This window comes from Pseudomonas sp. P4_B4, from assembly GCF_056402255.1.
On record NZ_JBFUHS010000023.1, the window covers coordinates 40,485 to 60,291 of the forward strand.

At 60.3% G+C, this 19,807-nt stretch carries 19 protein-coding genes; 6 read left to right on the top strand and 13 right to left on the bottom strand.

What is annotated here, in order from left to right:
- Nucleotides 1–5 precede the first annotated feature (5 nt).
- From lpxK to AC1DVE_RS21955, 4 genes are all read right to left on the bottom strand, one after another.
- Nucleotides 6–1,016: a tetraacyldisaccharide 4'-kinase gene (lpxK, locus tag AC1DVE_RS21940; RefSeq protein ID WP_477784181.1), complete on the bottom strand. Its 1,011-nt coding sequence runs from the start codon at nt 1,014–1,016 to the stop codon at nt 6–8.
- A complete protein-coding gene (locus AC1DVE_RS21945; protein ID WP_046037486.1) occupies nt 1,016–1,444 on the bottom strand; it encodes an ExbD/TolR family protein in 429 nt (142 codons plus the stop codon). The genes lpxK and AC1DVE_RS21945 overlap by 1 nt, the downstream gene beginning before the upstream one ends.
- Nucleotides 1,441–2,076: a MotA/TolQ/ExbB proton channel family protein gene (locus AC1DVE_RS21950; RefSeq protein ID WP_150754005.1), complete on the bottom strand. Its 636-nt coding sequence runs from the start codon at nt 2,074–2,076 to the stop codon at nt 1,441–1,443. Before AC1DVE_RS21950 ends, AC1DVE_RS21945 begins: the two co-directional genes overlap by 4 nt.
- A 98-nt stretch (nt 2,077–2,174) precedes the next feature.
- Nucleotides 2,175–4,409, bottom strand: coding sequence for a DNA internalization-related competence protein ComEC/Rec2 (locus tag AC1DVE_RS21955; protein ID WP_477784182.1), 2,235 nt, complete (start codon nt 4,407–4,409; stop codon nt 2,175–2,177).
- A 134-nt stretch (nt 4,410–4,543) separates the two neighbouring features.
- Between AC1DVE_RS21955 and AC1DVE_RS21960 the strand changes: the two genes are divergently transcribed.
- Nucleotides 4,544–5,059, top strand: coding sequence for a DUF2062 domain-containing protein (locus tag AC1DVE_RS21960; protein WP_223456159.1), 516 nt, complete (start codon nt 4,544–4,546; stop codon nt 5,057–5,059).
- 98 nt (nt 5,060–5,157) lie between these two features.
- On the opposite strand, the gene AC1DVE_RS21965 is transcribed toward AC1DVE_RS21960, so the two are convergent.
- From AC1DVE_RS21965 to AC1DVE_RS21980, 4 genes are all read right to left on the bottom strand, one after another.
- Nucleotides 5,158–5,937, bottom strand: a complete 780-nt coding sequence (locus AC1DVE_RS21965; protein WP_046037490.1) for an ABC transporter permease — start codon at nt 5,935–5,937, stop codon at nt 5,158–5,160.
- Nucleotides 5,934–6,866 carry an ABC transporter ATP-binding protein gene (locus tag AC1DVE_RS21970; protein WP_477784183.1) on the bottom strand — a complete coding sequence of 311 codons (933 nt, stop codon included), beginning with the start codon at nt 6,864–6,866 and terminating at the stop codon, nt 5,934–5,936. The genes AC1DVE_RS21965 and AC1DVE_RS21970 overlap by 4 nt, the downstream gene beginning before the upstream one ends.
- 132 nt (nt 6,867–6,998) lie before the next feature.
- Nucleotides 6,999–7,622, bottom strand: coding sequence for a glutathione S-transferase family protein (locus AC1DVE_RS21975; RefSeq protein ID WP_223456157.1), 624 nt, complete (start codon nt 7,620–7,622; stop codon nt 6,999–7,001).
- 43 nt (nt 7,623–7,665) lie between these two features.
- Nucleotides 7,666–8,325 (bottom strand): transglutaminase-like domain-containing protein, encoded by a 660-nt coding sequence (locus tag AC1DVE_RS21980; protein WP_223456156.1) that lies wholly within the window; start codon nt 8,323–8,325, stop codon nt 7,666–7,668.
- 204 nt (nt 8,326–8,529) lie between these two features.
- On the opposite strand from AC1DVE_RS21980, the gene AC1DVE_RS21985 reads away from it, so the two are divergent.
- The 5 genes from AC1DVE_RS21985 to AC1DVE_RS22005 all read left to right on the top strand — a co-directional run bounded on the left by AC1DVE_RS21985 (nt 8,530) and on the right by AC1DVE_RS22005 (nt 14,396).
- Entirely contained in the window at nt 8,530–10,977 is a 2,448-nt protein-coding gene (locus AC1DVE_RS21985; RefSeq protein WP_223456155.1) for an acyl-CoA dehydrogenase, read from the top strand.
- Between the two features lie 74 nt (nt 10,978–11,051).
- Nucleotides 11,052–11,459: a PA2817 family protein gene (locus AC1DVE_RS21990; protein ID WP_150754013.1), complete on the top strand. Its 408-nt coding sequence runs from the start codon at nt 11,052–11,054 to the stop codon at nt 11,457–11,459.
- A 592-nt stretch (nt 11,460–12,051) separates the two neighbouring features.
- Nucleotides 12,052–13,275 (top strand): type II and III secretion system protein family protein, encoded by a 1,224-nt coding sequence (locus tag AC1DVE_RS21995; protein ID WP_223456154.1) that lies wholly within the window; start codon nt 12,052–12,054, stop codon nt 13,273–13,275.
- Nucleotides 13,276–13,394: 119 nt separating this feature from the next.
- Nucleotides 13,395–14,108, top strand: coding sequence for a tetratricopeptide repeat protein (locus tag AC1DVE_RS22000; RefSeq protein WP_223456153.1), 714 nt, complete (start codon nt 13,395–13,397; stop codon nt 14,106–14,108).
- Between the two features lie 18 nt (nt 14,109–14,126).
- Nucleotides 14,127–14,396, top strand: a complete 270-nt coding sequence (locus tag AC1DVE_RS22005) for a DUF3613 domain-containing protein (protein WP_223456152.1) — start codon at nt 14,127–14,129, stop codon at nt 14,394–14,396.
- A gap of 200 nt (nt 14,397–14,596) precedes the next feature.
- Here the strand turns inward: AC1DVE_RS22005 and AC1DVE_RS22010 are convergent, their stop codons facing one another.
- Genes AC1DVE_RS22010 through AC1DVE_RS22030 form a run of 5 tightly spaced genes read right to left on the bottom strand, consistent with a single transcriptional unit; the run spans nt 14,597 to nt 19,687 of the window.
- On the bottom strand, nt 14,597–15,562 hold the full coding sequence (locus AC1DVE_RS22010; protein ID WP_223456151.1) for a type II secretion system F family protein: 966 nt from the start codon (nt 15,560–15,562) through the stop codon (nt 14,597–14,599).
- A 29-nt stretch (nt 15,563–15,591) separates the two neighbouring features.
- Nucleotides 15,592–16,578 (bottom strand): type II secretion system F family protein, encoded by a 987-nt coding sequence (locus AC1DVE_RS22015; protein ID WP_477784184.1) that lies wholly within the window; start codon nt 16,576–16,578, stop codon nt 15,592–15,594.
- Complete coding sequence (locus tag AC1DVE_RS22020) at nt 16,575–18,017, bottom strand: TadA family conjugal transfer-associated ATPase (protein WP_223456149.1); 1,443 nt, start codon at nt 18,015–18,017, stop codon at nt 16,575–16,577. The genes AC1DVE_RS22015 and AC1DVE_RS22020 overlap by 4 nt, the downstream gene beginning before the upstream one ends.
- Before the next feature lie 3 nt (nt 18,018–18,020).
- Nucleotides 18,021–19,241 (bottom strand): AAA family ATPase, encoded by a 1,221-nt coding sequence (locus AC1DVE_RS22025; RefSeq protein ID WP_223456148.1) that lies wholly within the window; start codon nt 19,239–19,241, stop codon nt 18,021–18,023.
- The gene (locus tag AC1DVE_RS22030; RefSeq protein ID WP_223456300.1) at nt 19,235–19,687 is read right to left on the bottom strand and encodes a TadE family protein; all 453 of its coding nucleotides are present in this window, start codon (nt 19,685–19,687) and stop codon (nt 19,235–19,237) included. Before AC1DVE_RS22030 ends, AC1DVE_RS22025 begins: the two co-directional genes overlap by 7 nt.
- Between the last annotated feature and the right edge of the window lie 120 nt (nt 19,688–19,807).

The window sequence follows — 19,807 nt, forward strand, 5'->3', positions numbered from 1 at the left end:
CGGAGTTAAGGCAACAAACGAGCCGGCAGCAGGCGCATCAGCTGTGTGTCGAACCAGGCCACGAAGGCCGGCGACGGCACGGCATCGACCGCCAGGTACCACCAATCGGCGGTGGCAAAGGCACGGCATTTCACCGCGTCCTTTTCCGTCATCACCAACGGCAATGACGGCGTGAAATTCAACGTCTCCACGCTGTATTCGGCGTGGTCGGCAAACGCATGTGGAACCGGCTGCCAGTGTAGCGTTTCGAGGGTCTTGAAGAAACGTTGCGGATTGCCGATGCCGGCCACCGCGTGCACAAACTGGCCTGCGCCGAAGTGGTCGAGGGGACGTCGTTCGCCGCTGCGCAGGTTGACCAGCGTGGTGGGTTGCAACTGGAAGGCAAAACCGTCCTCGCGGTCGGCCGTGGCACCGTTGTAGAGCACCGCGTCGACGCTTTGCAGGCGCTCGACCGGCTCACGCAAAGGCCCGGCAGGCAGGCATCGACGGTTACCCAGGCCGCGGGCGGCGTCGATCAGCACCAGTTCCAGGTCACGGGCCAGGCGGTAGTGCTGCATGCCGTCGTCGGACAGGATCAGATCCAGCGGCTCACTGGCCAGCAAGGCTTTGACGGCGTTGCTGCGATTGGGGTCGATCATCAGCGGCACGCCCGTGCGCTGGACGATCAGCAACGGCTCGTCACCGGCGACGTCGGCGCTCTGCTCGGCCTCGACCCGCCATGGCAACTGCGGCGGTTTGGCGCCGTAGCCACGGCTGACCACGCCAACCCGCAGGCCGCTGCGCTGGCAGTGCTCGATCATCCACAGAATCAGCGGGGTCTTGCCGGTGCCACCCACGGTGATGTTGCCGACCACGATCAGCGGCACCGGCGGCTGATAGATCTCGCCCTCACCCGCCAGAAAGCGTTTGCGCTTGTTCATGACCACGCGCCGGTACAGCCATTCCAATGGCTGCAACAGCTTCAGGGCCGGATGACCTGCGTACCACGCGGCGAGCAATCGATCGGACATGGCCATCAGGGCGCCGGGGGCGCTGCCTCGATGGTGGTCATGCGCAAATGACTGAAGCCGAGTTTGCCGGCCGCATCCATGGCAGTCACCACGGACTGATGCTGAGTCTTGCCGTCAGCGCTGATGGACAGCGGCCGGTTGGTGTCGCCATTGGCTTCTTTTTGCAGCGCGTCCATCAGCGAAGCCAGGTCGCTTTTCGGCAAAATCTGATTGTTCACCGAAAACACGCCGTCGGCGCTGATGGCGATGTCCAAAGGCTTGCTCTGATCGTCGGCCGGCGTGCCACTGACCGCTTCCGGCAGATCGACGCGCAACTGGGTTTCACGGGTGAAGGTGGTGGTCACGACAAAAAACAGCAGCAGGATGAACACCACGTCGATCAGCGACGCGAGGTTGATGTCCACCGTTTCCCGTGGTTTGCGGCGGAATTTCACGCTTTGCTCCCGGTCAGGTCCACATCGCGATCGCCCTGCACCACTTCGACCAGCTTGATCGCTTCCTGCTCCATGCCCACCACCAGCTCATCGATCCGGCGTTGCAGGAAACGGTGGAAGAACACCGCGGGGATACCCACCATCAGGCCCGCAGCCGTGGTGATCAGGGCCTTGGAAATACCACCGGCCAGTACCGAGGCGTTGGTGGTCATGCCATTGCCTGTGAACGCACTGAAAATATCGATCATGCCCAGCACCGTACCCAGCAGGCCCAGCAACGGCGCCATGGCAGCGATAGTGCCGAGGGCGGCGACGTAGCGTTCGAGCTCATGGATGACCCGTTGTGCGGCCTCTTCGATGCACTCCTTCATGATCTCGCGACCATGCCTGGAGTTGGCCAGGCCGGCCGCCAGGATCTCGCCCAACGGGGAGTTGGCGCGCAGTTCCTTGAGTTTTTCCTTATTGAGCTGTTTGTCCTTGATCCAGACCCAGACCTGCCCGAGCAAGTGCTCCGGGGTCACGCGGCTGGCTCGCAGGGTCCAGAGGCGTTCGGCGACGATCGCCATGGCCGCGATGGAACTCAGAATGATCGGCAACATCATCCAGCCGCCGGATTTGACCAATTCCCACACAGTGACAGCCCCCTCGAAAAAGTGCGCCACTCTAACATAGGGGGTGCAAGCACCGAAGACCGTGATGTCGCATCCGGTCGGGCTTTGATAACGCTCGGTTATGGGTTCAAGGGCGGCGGATCGCGCCAGAAACGCCGTTCCTGACGCATTGACCACGGCGGCTCGAAGCGTCCCAGTTGCAGACGAATGGCACCGTGTTCGGCGCTGTCGTAGATCGCCATTCCACGTTTTTGATACCGCGCGATGACCGTCGCATGCGGATGGCCAAACGAATTGCCCTGCCCGCGGGAGATCAGCGCACCTTTAGGTTGCAGGACATCCAATAGGGCATTGGATGACGAACTGCGACTGCCGTGGTGTGGCGCCTGCAGCCAATCGGTGGGCAGGGCCAACGGACTGTCCAGCAGGGCTCTCTCGGCGGCGGCATCGATGTCGCCACTCAACAGCAACCGTTCGCCATTGGCCTCGATCAGCAAGACACAGGAGTTCTGGTTGCTGTCGCCGGCCAATGGCCAGTGCCAAAGTTGGAAATCAACTTCATCCCAGGTCCATTGCCGGCCGCTCTCACACCTCTCGGCCTGCAACTCCACAGGCAAGTCTGACGGTTCACCACTGACCACCTGTTTCACCGGCAAGCCCTTGGCAATCGCCGGGGCACCGCCGGCATGATCGGCATGGGCGTGGCTGATCAGCATCAGATCGAGCCCCTTCACCCCCAGATTGCGCAAGGCCGGCAGCACCACCCGTTCCCCCTGGTCGAGTTCACCGAAACGCGGTCCGGCGTCATACAGCAACGTGTGATGCCGAGTGCGCACCAGGATTGCCAGACCCTGACCGACATCCAGTTGCCAGACTTCGGCCATGCCTTCCTGCAACATCGGCCTGGGCGAAAAAACCAGCATCAACAGCATGGGCCACCCTAACGGGCGCATCGGTACTCCTCGCGGCAGCAATAGCAAGAAGACGCCAATGGCACCAATTACCCAGGCCCATAGCGGGACTGCCGCAGGCACCCACGCGGGAACCTGGCCGGAGACGAGCCCCAATCCCCTGAACCACCCGTCGATCAGGCCGCCCGCCAGCCACAGCAATTTCTCACCCACGTAAGGCACCGGCAGCAACAGCGTCCCGAGCAACGCTGGTGGCAGTACCACCAGACTGATCCAGGGCACCGCGAACAAATTGGCCAGCGGCCCACTGAGACTGATTGGCAACCCCAAAACCAGTAACAACGGGAACAGCCCGATTGCAATCAGCCACTGGGCACGGGTCCAGGTCTGCCACCAATGCCACGGTCCCAAACGTCCGCCGAAGGTCAATATCAAGACTGCCACGGCCGCGAAAGACAACCAGAAACCAGGCTGAAGACTCGCCAGCGGCTCCAGCAGCAAAATGCCGCTGAGTGCCAACAACAGTGGCCACCATGCACCGAGATGACGGAACCGTAGACGCCACAACAACACCATTGCAATCATCAGGCAGGCCCGCCGCACCGGCACCTCGAAGCCGGCCAGCATCCCGTAACCGAGCGCAGCGGCGAATACCAGGCCACACGCCCAGGGCAACCATGGCAGACGGTTCGGCCATAGCCCAAAGCGGGCCAGGCCGGCGATCAGCAGATACACGACTCCCGCCAGCAATCCGATGTGCTGCCCGGATATCACCAACAGATGCACCGTGCCGGTGTCCTGCAATACCTGCCAGTCTTCGCGACTCAGCCCGGCACCGTCCCCGAGCACCAACGCCGTCAACGCGCCGCTTCGCCCCTGGGCATCCACCGCCAGCAAACGCTGACGGATTGCATCACGCCAGGCCCATTGGGCTGGCGCAAGGCGCTCGCCCTCCTTGACCGTCCCGGTCGCGCCGATGCGTTGTGCCAGCAACCAGGCCTGGTAATCGAAGGCCTGCGGATTGAGGAGCCCGACCGGGCGCTTCAATTTGACGGCCAGACGCCAGCGTTCGCCACTGTTCACCGGCGGCCCGCCATACCAGGCCAGACGCATTTGCCGCGGCAGCCGGGTACGTCGGGACTGGATGTCGGTCAATTCGAAACGCACGACACCGTCGTCATGCCGGGGCAAGCCTGTGACCCGCCCTTCGACCCAGCGGGTTTCTCCGTCCAGCGTCGGCGGCAACCGGTCATCCAGCGCCGACTGCGCATTCGCACAGGCCCAACTCAAACCGAACAGGTAAAACGCCACCGGATAGGTCCTGAACGGCAGCAACATCAAACCCGCCACCGGCATCGCCAGCCACAACCAGACCGGCGGCAATGCCGGTAAAAAGCGCAAGGTCAACAGACCCAACGCCAGCGCCATCATCCCTGTGCGCATAAGCCCGTCCTTGAGAGTACCCTCAAGGCTTAGCCCGCCCGTCGCATGGGCGTCGTCAATAATTGTCACAAAGTCTGAATGGGCAGCTCATAGAATCCAGACATACTTGCCGCCCTGACCGACCGAGAAGCCTTATGCCCCGGCGCTTATTCAAACGTTATATGCCAGACCCGATGAGCATCAGGGAACACAAGTCCTTACGCTTTCTCGGCACGCTGTTGCATGACCCGAACCTGTGGCACCTCAACCGCCACTCCGTTGCCCGCGCCATGGCGGTGGGGCTGTTCGCCGCGTTCCTGCCGATCCCGCTGCAGATGCTGCTGGCGGCCATCCTCGCCATCATCGTGCGCGGCAACATGCCGATTGCCGTGAGCCTGGTCTGGCTGACCAACCCGATCACCATGCCCGCGGTGTTCTTCTGCACCTACCAGGCCGGCGCCTGGCTGATGGACGTTCCCGCCCGGCAGTTGCCGGACTCACTGACCTGGGAATGGATCAGGGGCGAAATCTCGACCTTGTGGCAACCGTTTCTGCTGGGTTCGGTGGTGACCGGGCTGGTGCTCGGGGCGCTGGCTTACTTCCTGGTGATGATGTATTGGCGCTGGTGGGTGGCGCGGCAATGGAAGCGGCGCAAGAAGAGCCGGATGTGAGAATGCAAAACGGCCTCCACTTGGGAGGCCGTTTTTTTGCAGTGTCTGAACTAAAGCTATCGCGAGCAGGCTCGCGATTGAAAGCGACGCGGTATCCCTCAGGTACGCATCCCGCGCCCGCTGACCAGCAACCGCGCACTACCGAGATACAGCACCGCGGTCGCGACCAGCATAAAGGCGATGGCCACGCTGATGCGGATATCCGATACACCGAGGATGCCGTAACGGAATGCGTTGACCATGTGCAGCACCGGGTTGGCCAGGGATACGGTCTGCCAGAACGGCGGCAGCAAGGTGATCGAGTAGAAGACCCCGCCCAGGTAGGTCAGTGGCGTCAGCACGAAAGTCGGGATGATCGAAATGTCATCGAAGTTGCGCGCAAACACGGCGTTGATGAAGCCCAGCAGCGAGAAGATCGTCGCGGTCAACACCACCACAAGAATGGTCACGCCCAAGTGATGCACCTGCAAATGGGTGAAGAACAGCGACAGCAGGGTCACGATGATCCCCACCATCAAGCCACGCAGTACACCGCCCAGGGTGTAGCCAATCAGAATGGTGTGCGGCGACAGCGGCGAGACCATCAGTTCTTCAATGGAACGCTGGAACTTGCTGCCGAAGAAACTCGACACCACGTTGCCGTAGGAGTTGGTGATCACCGACATCATGATCAGCCCCGGCACGATGTACTCCATGTAAGTGAAGCCACCCATGTCGCCGATTTGCCGGCCGATCAGATTACCGAAGATCACGAAGTACAGGACCATGGTGATGGCCGGCGGCAGCAAGGTCTGCGGCCAGATCCGGGTGAAACGCCGGACTTCACGGTAAACGATGGTGTTGAGTGCTACGAGGTTGGGGCGCAGCTCGGAACTCATACCGCCACCTTCGACAGATTTTTCTCCACCAGGGACACGAACAACTCCTCAAGGCGATTGGTTTTGTTGCGCAGGCTCAGCACTTCGATGTTCTGCTGCGCCAACTGGGTGAACAGCGCGGTGATGCCCATGGACTTCTCCACCTGGACTTCCAGGGTGTGACTATCGACCAGTCTGGCCGGGTAGCCGATCAACTGAGGCGCCACTTGCAACGTGTTCTTCATATCCAGCAGGAACGTTTCCACATGCAATTGGCTGAGCAACTGCTTCATGCTGGTGTTCTCGACGATGGTGCCGTGGTCGATGATGCCGATGTTGCGGCACAACTGCTCAGCCTCTTCCAGGTAGTGGGTGGTGAGGATGATGGTGATGCCTTTCTGGTTCAGCTCGGTGAGGAAGCTCCACATCGAGCGACGCAGTTCGATGTCCACCCCGGCAGTCGGTTCGTCGAGGATCAGCAGGCGCGGTTCATGAACCAGCGCGCGGGCGATCATCAGGCGACGCTTCATGCCGCCGGACAGCGAGCGCGACGGCACGTCCTTCTTGTCCCACAGGCCCAGCTGGGTCAGGTACTGTTCGGCGCGCTCCTTGGCGATTTTCGCCGGGATGCCGTAGTAGCCGGCCTGGGTCACGACGATGTCGAAGGTCTTTTCGAACTGGTTGAAGTTGAATTCCTGAGGCACCACGCCGATGGAGCGCTTGAGCTGCGCAGGATTGCTGTCCAGGTCGTGACCGAAGATATTCACCGTGCCGCTGGTCTTGTTCACCAGGGTCGAGAGAATGCCGATGGTCGTGGATTTGCCGGCGCCGTTAGGGCCGAGCAAGGCGAAGAAGTCACCTTCGGCGACATCCAGATCGATACCACTCAGGGCCTGGAAACCGTTGCCGTAGGTTTTGGTTAGCTGCCGGATGGACAGAGCGGAACTCATATCTGATTTACGCACCAAGAAGGGAAGAAAGGGCCAAGTAGGGGCGGCGGCGAACGATACAACCGCAGCGACCTGGCACAATGGTGCTTGTCGCCGCCACACAAGTACAGTCAAGCGTGTCGATAGTGAGTATTAAGTCAACGCGGTCATGACCGCCTTTTGATACGCCGGACGCTGCTTCAACCGGACATACCAGGCCTCCAGATGGGGTTGCGGCGCACGTTCGATCGGCATCTCGAACCAGGCATAAATGAAACTGCCCAGGGGAATATCGCCCATGCCGATCTCGTCTCCGGACAGGTAGGGCTTGTTCGCCAACGCCTGATCGGCCATCGCCAGCAGCGTGTCGCATTCCTTGATCGCCGCCTTGATGGCGGGCCAGTCCTGCTGGTCTGCCGGGGTACGCAGCACGCCCCAGAACACGGTGCGGAACGGGCCGGCAAAGCTTGAGGTGGTCCAGTCCATCCACTTGTCGGCAGTGGCACGGGCCTTAAGATTGTTCGGGTACCAGGCCGTGCCGTCGGCATGCAAGGCCATCAGGTAACGCACGATGGCGTTGGATTCCCACAACACAAAACCGTCGTCTTCAATGACAGGCACGCGACCATTGGGATTCATCGCGCGGTATTCGGGTGTATCGACGACACCAAAGGCGCCACCGGCATCGATAGCCTCGTAGGCCAGCCCCAGTTCTTCGGCGGCCCACAATGGTTTTCTGACATTCGACGAGTTTTTCCGACCCCAGATCTTCAGCATGACCGCCTCTTTTTCGGTAAGTGGGCAGGCAGCATACGCCGGATCAGGCGCGACTCAAATCGCTCTGCATGTCACCCAACAGCGCTTGCTGTTGCTCGCCGAACAGGTGCGGATAGCATTTTTCCAGGTGTTCGAAAAAGAACGTTTCAGGTACGTCGGCGAACTGGCCGTGATCGACGAGGTACTCCATCAGCTTCGCGCCATCGCGGTTGAAGGGATGAAAAACGCTGTCGTTGATCCCGTCGAATTCCAGCGGCGCCACATTGAACAGGTCGCAGAGTTTGCGGTTGAACGCGGGTGTCGCCTTGACCCAGCGATCCTGCAAATAGAACTCGGTGTAGCCGTGCATGGCGAACATGTCGCTCTTGAGCAACTCAAGCAGCCGCGGCGTCGACAAATGATTGCGCACATCCGCCAGGCCGATCCGCGCGGGAATCCCGCAATGCCGCGCTGCACCTGCCAGCAGCGTGGCCTTGGGCACGCAGTAACTCTCCCCGGCCGCCAGCGCATAACTGCCGCGCAGGGTCTGCGGATCGCGACTGAATGTGTACGGGTTGTAGCGCACCGCTTCGCGCACGGCGTAATAGAGGCTGATCGCCTGCTCTAGCGGATCGCGACTGACGCCACGGTGTTGTTCGGCGAACTCCACGACGGACGGATGGTCACTATCGATGAAGCGGCCGGGACTCAGATACTCGTGCATGAGAATAATCTCCTGGGGAAGCCCCGAGTCTAGCGAGAGCTTCAGCACAGAGATAACGACGTTTCGGCCAAACATGGGCGCTTTGCCGCTCGTTCAATGAACGCTTTTCCCACTATTCCAAACACATCGCTCCAACCAGCCTGTTTCGCGGATGCCGTCTAAGCTCTGTGGGCTGGTTCGCCCTGGTTTCACGGAGGAATGAATATGCTGCTGTTGTGGATACTGGTTCTGCTGGTCGGGATTGCTTATTTGGCCCACCGCCGCATCGCCCCACTGCCCGCCCTGAGCATCGTGGCCGTCTATGTCGTGGCAATGGGCGCTTTCAGCCGCGCGCCGGGTTGGCTGTTGCTGGTTTACTGGGTATTGATCGCCGCCGTCGCCGCACCCTTGCTGCTGCCCGACCTGCGCCGCAAATTGTTCAGCGCGCCGATGTTCAACTGGTTCCAGAAAACCCTGCCGCCGATGTCGCAAACCGAGCGCGATGCCATTGACGCCGGCACGGTCTGGTGGGACGGCGAACTGTTCAGCGGCCGTCCAGACTGGAACAAGCTGCTGTCCTATCCCAAAGCGCAGTTGAATGAAGAGGAACAGGCGTTCATCGACGGGCCAACCGATGCACTCTGCAGCATGGTCAATGAATGGCAGCTCAGTCAAACCATGGACCTGCCACCCGAAGTCTGGACGTTCATCAAGGACAACGGCTTTTTCGCCCTGATCATCCCCAAGGAGTTTGGCGGCAAGGGCTTCTCCGCCTATGCCCACTCGCAAGTGGCGATGAAACTGGCGAGCCACAGTGGCGACCTCGCAACCACCGTGATGGTCCCCAACTCCCTCGGCCCGGCCGAACTGTTGCTGCATTACGGCACCGACGAACAACGCAATCATTACCTGCCACGCCTGGCACGCGGCGACGACATCCCGTGTTTTGCCCTGACCGGTCCGCTGGCCGGCTCCGACGCCGGCGGCATGCCGGACTCCGGAGTGATCTGCAAAGGTGAATGGCAGGGTCAGGAAGTCCTCGGCCTGCGCCTGAACTGGGAAAAGCGCTACATCACCCTCGGCCCGGTGGCCACCCTCCTCGGCCTGGCCTTCAAGGCCTACGACCCGGATCACCTTTTGGGCGACAAGGAAGACCTGGGTATCAGCCTGGCGCTGATTCCGACCGACATCGCCGGCGTCGAGATCGGCCGCCGGCACCTGCCATTGGGCGCCGCCTTCATGAATGGCCCGAACTCAGGCAAGGACGTGTTCGTCCCCCTGGAGTTCCTTATCGGCGGCCAGGAGATGCTCGGCAAAGGCTGGATGATGCTGATGAATTGCCTGTCGGTCGGGCGTTCTATTTCCCTGCCTGCGGTGGGCACCGGCATGGCCAAGTTCACCAGCCTGGTGACGGGCCAATACGCTCAGGTTCGCGAGCAGTTCAATGTGCCGATTGCCGCTTTCGAAGGCATTCAGGAGGCCATGGCGCGCATTGGCGGCAACACCTGGATGATGGACGCCGCCCGCATGCTGACCGCCAATGCGGTCGACCTGGGCGAGAAACCGTCGGTGCTGTCGGCGATTCTCAAGTACCACCTGACCGAGCGCGGCCGCGACTGCATCAACGATGCGATGGATGTGCACGGCGGCAAGGCAATCATCATGGGACCGAACAATTACCTCGGCCGCAAATGGAACTGCGCGCCGATTTTCATCACCGTCGAAGGCGCAAACATTCTCTCGCGCAACTTGATGATCTTCGGCCAGGGCGCGATTCGCTGCCATCCCTTCGTGCTCAAGGAAATGGACCTCGCCGGCCGTGAAGACAAGGATCAGGCGCTCACAGAGTTCGATGGCCTGCTGCTCAAGCACATCGGCTTTGCCGTGAGCAATGCAGCCAGCACACTGGTGCTCAATCTCGGTTTCGGGCACCTCGAACACACCCCGGGCGACAAACTCAGCCAGGGTTATTTCCGCGCCCTCAACCGTCAGGCCGCTGCTTTCGCCATGCTCGCCGACCTCAGCATGATGTTGCTGGGCGGCGCACTGAAACGCCGCGAACGTCTGTCCGCACGGCTAGGCGACGTGCTGAGCAACCTCTACCTGGCCTCCGCCGCGCTCAAACGCTACAACGATCTCGACTCACCGCAGTACATGACACCGCTGCTGGCCTGGGCCATGGAGGAAAGCCTGGGCCAGGCGGAACGGGCCATGGATGAGCTGTTGAACAACTTCCCGAACAAAGTCGTCGGCTGCCTGTTGCGGGTGATCGTGTTCCCGTTCGGTCGCCGGCACAAAGGGCCATCTGACAAACTCGGAGCCGAAGTCGCTGGGTTGATTGGCCGCGCCAAGGGCGACCCAGCCCTGGAGGAATTGCTCCTGGGTTGCTATCGCCCACAAGCGAGCGACGATCCGGTCGGGGCATTGCAACACGCCTGCAATCTATTGAGCGCCGCACAGCCGTTGCACAAAAAGCTGAACGTGGCACTCAAGAGTGGCCAGGTCAAACAGCTGGCCGGCGAGTCGGTGATCGATGCCGCCCTCGAGGCTGGTGTGTTGCAACCGGTGGAAGCCCAAACCCTGCGTGAAGCCGAAGCGGCCCGGCGCAAGGTGATCGATGTCGATGACTTTGACCAAAAGGCTTTGGCACTGGCCAAGGGAAAAGTCCGCTGATCCCTTCAAGCATGTAAAAACGGGCGCTGGCGCTTTATACTCCCGCGCCCGTTTTGCTCTTGAGGACTTATCTCGTGTCCAACATCGTTGCCGATCATCTCGTTTTACTCGACCACCTGCGCAGCATCCTGGTCGCCGTAGGTGAGGCCGAGCAGGTTCCCGACGAAAGTCATGCCTTGTTCCTTGAGCGCTTCGACGAACTGCTTGCATCGCTGCCGATCGACCCGATCGAAAGCCAGTACCTGGGCCAGGACATCCTGTGCCAGGTCATCACGCGCTATCCGCAAATCGCTCACCTGGTCCCGCGCGACCTGCTGTGGTATTTCGCCGGTGACTGCCTGCATTACATGCCCGATGATGAAATCGACCTGTATCAGGCACTGGAAGAGCGCCGCTTCGAAGCCGAACAGAACGACGAACCTTTCGACTGGAACCAGGAAAAGCAGCTGCTGGCGCTGTCGAACCAGGACAGCAAGCACTGACCAGCAATCAGTGATGCCAAAGGCCCGCATGCTTGAGCATGCGGGCCTTTTTTATTTATTGCGTTCAACGCAACCCGTCAATTTCAGGCAACCGCACTGTGCTGCGACCCTGCCCACCCGCCTATCTCCAGCCTTTGCACCAATGGTTTTGTTTAAATTCATGGCACTTTGGTTTGATTGAACTACCTTCAAACAATAAGAAGTCATGACGGCTCGATTTTCCACGTCAGCTTCAGTGATCAGATAGCGGATTGGCAAAAGGAGTTACCTCACCATGATCCTGGCAGGCGCTTTTCGGCTCTGTACCTTCATTGCCGATGACTTTCCGGGGGGACCAGGTCGGCCCATAGGTACGAGTATCGCTCAGTCGGGCAGTCCAGGTAACCGGATCACTAAAAACCGTTTCAGCAAAGGTCGCTCGCGGTCCCGCCAGATCAGCGAAGTGCGCCCGCTCGTGTGTAGCACGCAAGGAATAACGTCAGGGCCATGGATGAGTGGTCTGGCGCATTGGGGGGGATAGCCCGATCCCCGTGAAGTGATCCGAGACAACTCAGTCCGCCTAAAGACGGTCTATCCAGTGAGGATGTACTTAATGAGCCTTCGTACCGAGCCCGCTTTCAAGCGAATTATCCATGGCCTGTTCTGGATGGGCCTCAGCGTGGATGCGGCTCAGGCCGCGCCGGCCAATTGCCCGCAACTGGACAATTGGCCGACAACATACGAGGTCGGTCAGGGGCTGCAGAGTGAACTACGCAGCCCCGTTCCGGTAACGCAACTGGCGGTGGGTGACCCGAAAATTGCCGACGTGCAACCCAGCGGCAGCAACGCGTTCATACTCACGGGCCTTGCACCAGGGACCACCAGCCTGATGGTCTGGACCGCCTGTTCGAAAACCCCGCGCCAGAGCATGGTGTTCGTCAAGGGTAAAGCCACGTCGGCGCTGACCAGCGTGCCGTCGGTGCCTTCCGACGACCCGCTGCTGCCGAGCCAGGTGCAGACCGATATCCGCTTCGTTGAAGTCAGCCGGACCAAGCTCAAGGAAGCCTCCGCCTCGATTTTCGGCATCCGCGGCAACTTCCTGTTCGGCTCGCCGAGAACCTTGCCCACCATCGGCGGCATTGTCACGCCGGTGGTGCCGGTGAACAACAACAACTTCAACCTCACTTTTGCTACCGGCAATACCCTGGTGGCGCTCAACGCACTGGAAGGCAGTGGTTTCGCCTACACCCTGGCGCGGCCAAGCCTGGTAGCGCTCAGCGGGCAGAGTGCGAGCTTCCTGGCGGGCGGTGAAATACCGATTCCGGTACCCAGTTCAGGCAGCGATAACGTGTCCATCGAGTACAAGGAATTCGGTATCCGCCTGACCCTGACGCCGACCATCGTCGGGAAAAACCGTATCGCGCTGAAAGTGGCACCGGAAGTCAGTGAACTGGACTTCACCAACGCCGTGAGCATCGCCGGCACGGTCGTCCCGGCCCTGACCGTGCGCCGTACCGATACCAGCATCTCCCTGGCCGACGGCGAAAGCTTCGTCATCAGCGGCCTGATCAGCTCCCACAACGATTCCCAGGTGAACAAGTTTCCGGGGCTGGGCGATATCCCGGTTCTGGGCGCGTTTTTCCGCGACAACACCATCAACCGTGAAGAGCGCGAGCTGCTGATGATCGTCACCCCGCATCTGGTCCAGCCACTGGCGGCCAATGCACAACTACCGTCATTGCCTGGCGAGCAGCTGCGCAATTACGACCCGAACTTCTACCGCATGTTTTTCCTGGAAAATGGCGACTTCGACAGTCTCAGCGGGCTCTCGCAATGAACCGGAGCCTGAACCAGACCTACCTCGCCCTCACGCGTAACGGTGACTTTGCACGCTTGCCGGGCCAGCTGTATTGCCATTGGCCAGGCGTTCAACGTGTTGTCGCCAGGGGACATTCGATGAAAGCAGTCATTGCAATAGCGGCGACATTAATGCTCGCAGGTTGTGCCAGCAATGGCATGTCTTCGCGGCCGGCCAGCTGTGCCAAGCCCGGTTCGGAGCAAGAACTGGCCCTGAACCTGGCCGACAACATGGCCGAAGAAGGCCGTTTGTATGCCAGCCTGGCGAATCTGGAAGGATTGCCCGATAACCTGGTCCAGGTTCGCCTGCGCAAGGCTCGGGTGCTGCGCTTGATGGGGCGTAGCGGCGACGCGCAGCCGTTGTACGAAAGCTTGCTCGGCACCTGTCTGGCGGCTGAAGGGGAACATGGCCTGGGCCAGTTGGCCGCCGCCAAAAATGATAACGCCAACGCTGCCACTCACCTTGAGCGTGCGGTGCAGATGGCCCCCACCGACGACAGGATGCGCAATGACCTGGGGGTCGTCTACCTCAATCAGCGACGGATCCCTGAAGCACGCTTTGAATTCATGACCTCCATGGAACTCAAGCAGGCAAACACACTGGCGGCACTCAATATGGTGACGCTGCTGATCTACCAGGATAACTGGAAGGCGGCTGCCGACCTCGTGACCCGCGCCGACTTGAGCCCCAAGCAAGTCGTAGAGGCTCAAAGCCGCGCGGAAAAACTCAAGGCCTCCGCCAAGAAAGTGGTGGCAACCGATGGCAATCGCAAGACTGAGGTAGCCGATGCCTCTACCAGTGCGAACAAGTAGAACGTACGAGGAGTCGAGATGAATACCAAAAGGCTGTTGATCGTGTGTATGACTTGCCTGTCCACCACTGCCTGGGCCATTGAGCCGGGCCCCTCTTCGCCGTATCAACAAGGCACCGAACAGTGGTTGCAGCTGCAGATTCGCGGTGTGGTTGCCTCCACTAAACTGCAAACCGCTTCGGCCACCGAACGTGACCTGGCCATGCAGCGCTGGCTGAATAGCTTCAACTACCCGATTCCGCAATATTTTGACCAGGATACAGCGGGAGAAATGACCATCGGCGACTGAGGCATGTCGATGGCCGATCAGCCTCTGGGGGTAATCCAGAGTGGCCTGGCTAAAACGCCAGGCTCAATCACATGTGCAGTAAAATACAGTCCAGGTATTAAAAGGTGGAGCAGGCAATTGGAGTGAATGCACTCTGTTCGCCTGCTCCACCCCGTTCTTATGCAGTACAGCCATCCTGTTCGACAGCAAACCACTCCTGCTCACTTACCGAATGCCTTGAATACCCCGATCATGGCGGGACCAATGGCTATCAGGAAGAAGCTCGGCCACAGACATAAAATCAGCGGGAATATCATCTTGGTGCCAATTTTCGCCCCAATCTCTTCAGCGGCCTGTGTACGCCGGTCACGAAACTCATCGGCATAGATGCGCAAGGTGTCGGCCACGCTGGTACCAAAGCGGATACTCTGCGCCAACAGGTTGACCAGCCCTTGTACGTCATCCAGGCCAGTGCGCACAGCCAGGTGTTTGAGTGCCTCGGTACTGGAAATGCCCGCGCGGATTTGTGCATTGACCATGGCCAGTTCTTCAGCCAGTTCGACCTGGCTGACCGACATCTCCTCAGCCACCCGTTCGATGGTCGTGGGCAAGGCCAGGCCCGATTCCACGCACACCACCATCAGATCAAGTGCATCCGGAAACGCAGCACGCAGCCGGCCTTGTCGCAACTGCTTGCGCTTGGTGACATACATCGCTGGCAGCAACCATCCGATACCGGCCATCATGAACACCAACAGCAGCCCCATGATCAGGGAAACCTTGGGAATCATCGGCAACAGCAGCAACGCAATACCGATCAATAACAGCGGCAACATCAAGCGTACCGCCCAGTACATCTGCACCACCGACGAGGAACGGTACCCCGCATGCATCAACAGGGTCTGGGTGACGGAAGTCTGAGCCGATCCGGCCGAGGCAAAGCGCTGGCCGACCCGTTCCAGCAACAGTTGCAGGTTACCTGGAGCTTCCTGCCCGGCCGCGTTGCCTAAATGACCACGCTTGATCAACGTCAGACGACGCTGCACCGGATCCTGAAGACCCTGCATCAGCAAGATCACGGCGCCGACCGCAAGCACCGTACTCAAACCGATCGCGCCAAGGAACAACAGGCGCGCCATCTCCTCGTTCCCTGTGACCCGACCGAACAACCCGAGCAAAAAATCCATGACCTGTACCTCCCGGTAGCGAATACCGCTTAAATCTGAATCCGGATGATTTTGCGAATCCAGAAAATCCCGACCAACATGGAGCCAAAAGCCCCGATTATCAGCTTATGGCCCACCGGATCATTGAGCAGCAACGGCATGTATTTAGGGGTAGTGATCACGATCGCCGCCGCCAGCACGAAGGGAATGGCCACCAGTATCCAGGCCGACATCCGCCCTTCGGCCGACAGGGTCTTGACCTTGCGCTGGAAGCGAAAGCGCCCGCGGATCAAGCGACTCAGGCGCTCCAGCACTTCGGTCAAATTGCCGCCGGTCTCGCGATGGATGAGGATCGAGGTCACCAGCATCATCACCGTCATGCTCGGCATCCTCTCCAGCAGGCCGAGCATGGCCCGGCGTACATCGTTGCCATAGTTGATATCGGCGAAGGTCAGGCCAAACTCATGAGCCACCGGCCCCTTGTGCTCCTCGGCCACCAGGCGCAGGGTTTCGTTGAATGGGTGCCCGGCGCGCAGAGCGCGGCACATGGCATCCAGCGCATCCGGCAGGCCTTCCTCGAACGCAGCGAAACGCTTGCCACGGTCGCGAGAGATTTTCAGTATGGGTAACCAGAAGAGCGCGAAACCCGCCAGCAGCGCCATCCACCAGACTGACCAAACCATCCAGATCAATATACCCGCCCAGACACCCAGCACCAGCCCGAGCAGCAATACCCGATAGGCCCGGTATTCGTGCCCGGACTGCTCGATCATTTGCGTCAGTGATTCCATAAAGGGCAGCTGCTCAAGCCTGGCCTCCAGGGGCGACAAGCGCGTCAGGTACTTTTGCCTCAATACCGTTTGCATGTTGGGCAAATTATTGGCCTTCTCCATTACGTGCAGGCGGCCGCGGATGCGCTTGCGCATCTTGCCGGCCTCGCCGAATACCGGCACCGCCACGCCCTGGGACAGAAGGAAGACGGCGATAAACACCATGCCGAGGAACATCAGAATGAATTCACCGGGAACCTGGTTCATGATTGCCGTGCCTCCATCCACTCAGGCCTGAACATCGTCAGCGGCAACTCGATGCCGCGCTTGGCCAGCACATCGCGGAAGGCGGGGATCATGCCGCTGGGCCGATAATCACCCAGCACTTCGCCGTTTTCGCCCATGCCATGGCGCGCGAAGGAGAAGATTTCGGTCATGGTGATGATCTCGCCTTCCATGCCGTTGATCTCCTGCACGCTGACCAGTCGGCGCTTGCCGTCCTCCTGGCGTTCCAGCTGGATCACCACATCGATGGCCGAAGCGATCTGCTGACGCATGGCCTTGATCGGGAAGGTCGCCCCGGTCATCGACACCATGTTCTCGACCCGCCCCAACGCATCGCGCGCGGTGTTGGCGTGGATCGTGGTCAGCGAGCCGTCGTGGCCGGTGTTCATCGCTGTCAGCATGTCCAGCGCCTCGACGCCGCGCACTTCGCCGATCACGATGCGGTCCGGACGCATCCGCAGGCTGTTGCGCACCAACTCCCGCTGGCTCACTTCGCCGCGCCCCTCGATATTCGAAGGACGGGTTTCCAGACGCACCACATGGGGTTGCTGCAGTTGCAGTTCGGCCGAGTCTTCGATGGTGACGATCCGCTCGTTGTGCGGGATGAAACTGGACAGCACATTGAGCATGGTGGTCTTGCCGCTGCCGGTACCGCCGGAAATCAGCACGTTCAAGCGCCCACGGACAATCGCCTTGAGCAGCAGGGCAATGGCCGGGGTCAACGTCCCCACCTGGATCAGGCTGTCGGTATTGAGCAGGTCCACCGCAAAGCGCCGGATCGAAATGCTCGGGCCATCGATGGCCAGCGGCGGGATAATCGCGTTGACCCGCGAGCCGTCCTTGAGCCGGGCATCCACCAAGGGCGAGGACTCGTCAATACGCCGACCCAGGCTGGAAACGATGCGGTCGATGATGTTCAGCAAATGCTGATCATCGCGAAAGCGCACATCGGTGCGTTGCAGTTTGCCAAAGCGCTCGACATAGACCGAGGCATGGCCGTTGACCAGAATGTCGGACACGCTGTGATCAGCCAGCAACGGTTCCAGAGGCCCCAGACCGAGCACCTCGTCGGTAATCTGCTTGATGATCAACTGGCGGCTGGAAGTACTCACCGGTGCCGAATGCTCATCGAGCAGGCGCTGGCAAATATCGCGAATCTGCCGTGTGGCCTCAGCCTGTTCAAGGGAGTCCAGCAAGGACAGGTCCATGACCTTGAGCAACTGCTGGTAGATCTTTTCTCGCCATTCGGCCTCCACCGGGGTGACCTGACTTTTGGTTTCGTAAAGAACGTCCGGCGTTGCACGTTCCCACGCCATTACTTCCTCTGCCGGATCCAGCAGGTCGTCACCCGGCTGGCCAGCCGGCGATGAGGCGGGTTTAGCGGACTGTTTGCGCAAGCGGTTACGAAAGTCGCTGATCATGGGTCACCCCCCGAAAAAACGGTTGAAGGCGCGTTTGAGCACGCCTTTTTTTCCAGCCACCTGGTTGCCGACCAGGTCATCGGCAACGTTGCGCAGGGCAGCGGTGATCGCCGCCTTCGGCGCATGCAGACCCAACGGCACGCCAGTGTTCTGACTCTGGCTGACCACGTTGAAGTCGTTGGGTAATTTCGACAGGTTCGTGCAGCGCAGCGCTTCGCCGATATCTTTGAGGCTGACCGCCGCCGACTTGTCATAGCGGTTGACCACTATCTGCAGTTGATCCCCACGCACACCCAGGTCTTCGCGAAGCATCCGCACCAGGGAGCTGGCATCGCGCAGATGGCTGACGCTCTGCTGCACCACCACGTACACCCGATCCACCTGCTCCAGCACGGAGCCGGTGAGGTGGTCGATTTGTCGCGGCAGATCGATCACTACCCAGTCATAGCTGGCGCGGGCCAACTGCAACAGGGTGTCAAGTTGCTCGGGTTGGGCATCCTGCGGCAGACACAGCTCACCGGCCCGGCCACCCAGCACATGCAAGGTCGGACTGTAGTGGCTGCAAAAACCGCGTAACGCGACGCTGTCCATGCCGTCGATCTGATGCAACACCTCCAGATGGCTGTGCGCCAGCGCCACATCCAGGTAATGCGTCACGCTGCCAAATTGCAGGTCCATGTCCAGCAACAGGGTACTGCCACCCTTCATGCTGAGCTGCTGAGCCAGGTTGCAGGCCAGCAAGGTTCCACCGGAACCGCCCTTGGCGTTCATCACGGCGATCAATTTCCCTTCTGTCCCACTGCCGGTCCGAACCTCCATGATCAGCCGATTCAAGGCGGCGACCAGTTCGGTCTCGGCGACGGGCTCCGGCAGCACATCACGGGCGCCGGCCTGCATCGCCAGGCGCATGCCTTCTTGTTCGCTCAGTAGTCCGCACACCAACATCGGCGGACGTTCATGGGCCGGGCGTTGCAACAGTGCCGCCAGCTCTTCACGCCACAGGTGGCTGACGCGCAACAGCAACAGATCGGGCATCCGGTCCAGGCCGTACAACGGGTCGACATGCCCATTGCTCACCAGCCGAGTACTCACCTCCAGGCTGGGCATGCGTTGGCAGACGCTCTGCAGGTCGCGCAACGACGTGGCATCACGGCTGCTGATCAGCAACCTGAGCCCGGCTTTGCCGGTCGAACTGGAGAGTGGAGTGTCCTTGGTACTCAGCATGGCGTGATCTCCCCGGAATCGGAATGACGCCCGAGGCTTTCACGCGACAACGTTGCCCTGAATGGAGGCAGGGTAATACGCACGCCGAACCCGGGAATAAACAGGTTGAAAAAGAAGTTTTGCAGACTCAACCGGACATAGCGGATGGCACGAAAGCCATTGGTAGCGGGGTCGGCCACCAGATCACCGTTTACGTCCAGGTAGGTCAACGTCAGCTTGGTGGTGGCCAGATCGCCGATCAGTTGGCTATTACCTGCATCGCCCGCCGCGTTGAAGATCGCCCGCCGCAACACCACCGGATCGTTGATATTGCACACCGCCGCCAAGCGCGCACCACGGCGCACGACTTCATTCAGCGCATTGACCGTGAAGTACGGACGGCCCATTTCCACTACGCCGAACAATAGTGTGAACACCAGCAGACCAACGATGGCGAACTCCACCATGTCGGGCGTCAACCCTGACACCACAGCGCCGTCCAAAGCCAACGCAGCCATCATGGCCATCGCCGCCAACGCGATCACCATCAATACACTCACCGATCCTTCCTGGCGCCTTGGCGTCGA